Source organism: Citrobacter sp. Ca225 (assembly GCF_030337175.1).
In the GTDB taxonomy this organism is placed as follows: Bacteria; Pseudomonadota; Gammaproteobacteria; order Enterobacterales; family Enterobacteriaceae; genus Citrobacter_A; species Citrobacter_A amalonaticus.
This window is the reverse complement of record NZ_JAOWCD010000101.1, coordinates 1-3,078: the sequence shown is the minus strand read 5'-3', so window position 1 is coordinate 3,078 and position 3,078 is coordinate 1. Positions and strand designations below refer to the sequence as shown.

At 53.5% G+C, this 3,078-nt stretch carries 1 protein-coding gene, 1 tRNA gene and 1 pseudogene; all 3 read left to right on the top strand.

What is annotated here, in order from left to right; translation table 11 throughout:
- The first annotated feature begins 2 nt into the window (after positions 1-2).
- Positions 3-78: transfer RNA gene (locus OGW13_RS22700), tRNA-Lys, on the top strand.
- 355 nt (positions 79-433) lie between these two features.
- Positions 434-2,548: pseudogene (locus tag OGW13_RS22695) on the top strand (type VI secretion system Vgr family protein).
- Positions 2,549-2,619: 71 nt separating this feature from the next.
- Positions 2,620-3,078, top strand: a 459-nt coding sequence (locus OGW13_RS22690) for a DUF6531 domain-containing protein (protein WP_287115489.1), incomplete at its 3' end; no start/stop codon positions are given.

The following is a 3,078-nucleotide window of genomic DNA, read 5'->3' as shown; positions in this document are numbered from 1 at the left end:
TCGGGTCGTTAGCTCAGTTGGTAGAGCAGTTGACTTTTAATCAATTGGTCGCAGGTTCGAATCCTGCACGACCCACCAATGTAGAAAGGCGCCCTAAAGGCGCCTTTTTGCTATGTACTGTTTGTCAGATTCGAGCCTGTACCGAGTCTGGGGAATTTCATGCCAAATCAAGCACGCTGTAAATATTAAAAATAATATAAATTCAGAATAAAAATAAATAGCGCAAAATATAGCCCGTTTCGGGAAAATACTTTCCCCGTCTGTCCATTCCATTGATATCCATCAAAAAAAACAGCCCCGAAAGAGAGTATTCCGTTTCATACAATAACAGTAGTTATTATTCTGTTCGGTATTGTGTCGTCAGGTTCGCTTTATCCTCCGCCGCACTATCGGTTCCCGCAGGATACTTTTATCTGCATCAGGGGAGGTCGTTGTGTCTTTGAAAGGACTGCGTTTTACGCTGGACGTGGCCGGGCTGGGGCAAAAAACCTTCGCCGTGGTGAATTTTGTGTTAAGGCAGCGCCACTCATTTCCGTTTGTGCTGGATATTGATGTTGCCAGCGATCCTTTCGGAGAGACCGCAGAAAAGCTACTGGAGAAAAATGCCACCCTGACTATCTGGCAGGGCAATACTCCTCAGCGCTATGTCAGCGGTATCGTTACCCGGTTTGGGATGAAAGAGTACAACGGCTGGCAGATGTGCTACAGCCTAACCATCACTCCTCCCCTCTGGCGCAGCGGTCTGCGCCAGAATTTTCGCATCTTCCAGCAACAGGACATTCAGACCATTTCCGCCACCCTGCTGGAGGAGAACGGCATTACTGACTGGAAGCCCTGGTTTTATGAAGACCACCCGGCGCGAGAATTCTGCGTTCAGTATGGTGAGACGGACCTTACGTTTCTTACCAGGCTGTGGTCAGAGGAAGGTATTTTCTTTTTTGATCGTTTTGCTGCTGACAGCCCGGCGCAGACACTGACGCTATGCGATAACGTTGCCGGATTATCCGATGCCGGTGAACTGCCATTCAATCCAAACTGTTCATTAGAAATTACCATTCCGAGTGTCAGTACCTTCAGTTACCAGGCTCAAATCCGCCCCTATTCCGTAGAAACTCAGGACTACACCTTTAAAATGCCGAAGTGGCCCGGGTATTACGGACATTCTGGTGAAAATCTGAACGGACAGAGGAAGCAGTATGAAGTCTTTGACTGGCCGGGGCGTTTTAAGGATGAACAACACGGGCAGGATTTCGCCCGCTACCAGATAGAGGGCTGGCGTAACAATGCGGAAACCGCCGCCTGTATCAGCAACTCTCCCCTACTGTGGCCGGGCACAACCTTCTCACTTACCGGGCATCCGGTAAACACGCTTAACCAAAAATGGCAGGTTGTCAGCAGCGTTCTGACGGGAAAACAGCCACAGGCGATGAAAGGCGGACAGGGTATGGGCACCACGCTGAATAATCAGTTTGAAGTGATCCCCGCCGACAGAACCTGGCGACCGCAGCCGTTGATAAAGCCAAAAGTGGATGGTCCACAAAGTGCCATTGTCACTGGGCCGTCGGGCGAAGAAATCTTCTGCGATGAGCATGGTCGTGTGCGGGTGCGCTTTCACTGGGACCGTTATCATAAAAGCAATGAGGATAGTTCCTGCTGGATACGGGTGTCGCAGGCGTGAGCGGGTGCCGGGTTCGGCAATCTGGCCATTCCGCGCGTGGGTCAGGAGGTCATCGTGGACTTCCTCAATGGCGACCCAGACCAGCCCATCATTATGGGGCGTACCTATCACGACGATAACCGCTCCCCCGGCAGCCTGCCCGGCACGAAAACACAGATGACCATTCGCTCAAAAACCTATAAGGGCGGCGGGTTTAATGAACTGCGTTTTGAGGATGCGACCGGGCAGGAGCAGGTGTATATCCATGCGCAGAAAGACATGGACACCGATGTACTGAATAACCGTACCACTGACGTGACGGCAAACCACCGGGAAACGATCGGCGGTAATCAGCTTATCACCGTGAAGCAAAACCAGATACAGACAGTGTTGCAGAACCAGAAAGAGACCGTGGGCCAGAATCAGAGTGTCACCGTGGGCATGAATCAGGCGGAAACGGTGGGGATTGTCCGCGCCCTGAGCGTGGGGGTGGCATACCAGACTACGGTGGGTGGAGTGATGAACACCTCGGTGGCGCTGATGCAGTCCTCACAGGTCGGTATTCAGAAATCCCTGCTGGTTGGCAAAGGGTATGACGTCAGCGTGGGGGAAAACGTCAGCTTCACGGTAGGCAAAACCCGGACAGAAAGCGCCGGAAAGGTGGCGGTGTACTCTGCCGGAGAACATCTGGAGTTGCGTTGTGGACAGGCGCGCCTGGTGCTGACGCAGGACGGCAAAATCTTCCTTAACGGCACGGCTATTAATCTTCAGGGCGTGCAAACACTCAGTGGCGACGCGCTGATGATTAACTGGAACTGCGGCGCAGCGGAAGACCCGCCGAAGGTGCCGGAAGAAAGCAGCAGTCAGCCGCCGGATATGCGTAAGTACTGAGTCAACGGCTGCGCATTTGCGTTTATGTAAAACGATAACAGTAAATTCAGCATTATCAGAAGGATTTGTCTATGAGCGGAAAACCGGCGGCGCGTCAGGGCGACATGACGCAGACGGGCGGTAGCATTGTTCAGGGCTCGGCGGGCGTGATGATTGGTGCGCCAACAGGCGTGGCCTGTTCGGTCTGCCCGGGAGGGATGACTTCCGGTAACCCGGTCAATCCGTTGCTGGGTGCTAAGGTGCAGCCCGGTGAAACCGATTTCGCCCTGCCGGGTCCGTTGCCGTTTGTGCTCTCGAGGACTTACAACAGCTACCGGACGAAAACGCCTGCACCGGTGGGTATTTTTGGCCCCGGCTGGAAAGCGCCCTTCGATATCCGCTTACAAATCCACGATAACGAACTGATCATTAACGATAACGGCGGCAGAAGCATCCACTTTGAGCCGCTGTTTCCCGGTGAAACGGCCTTCAGCCGCAGCGAATCGCTCTGGCTGGCGCGGGGCGGCGTGCCGGCGCTGCATGAAAGCAAT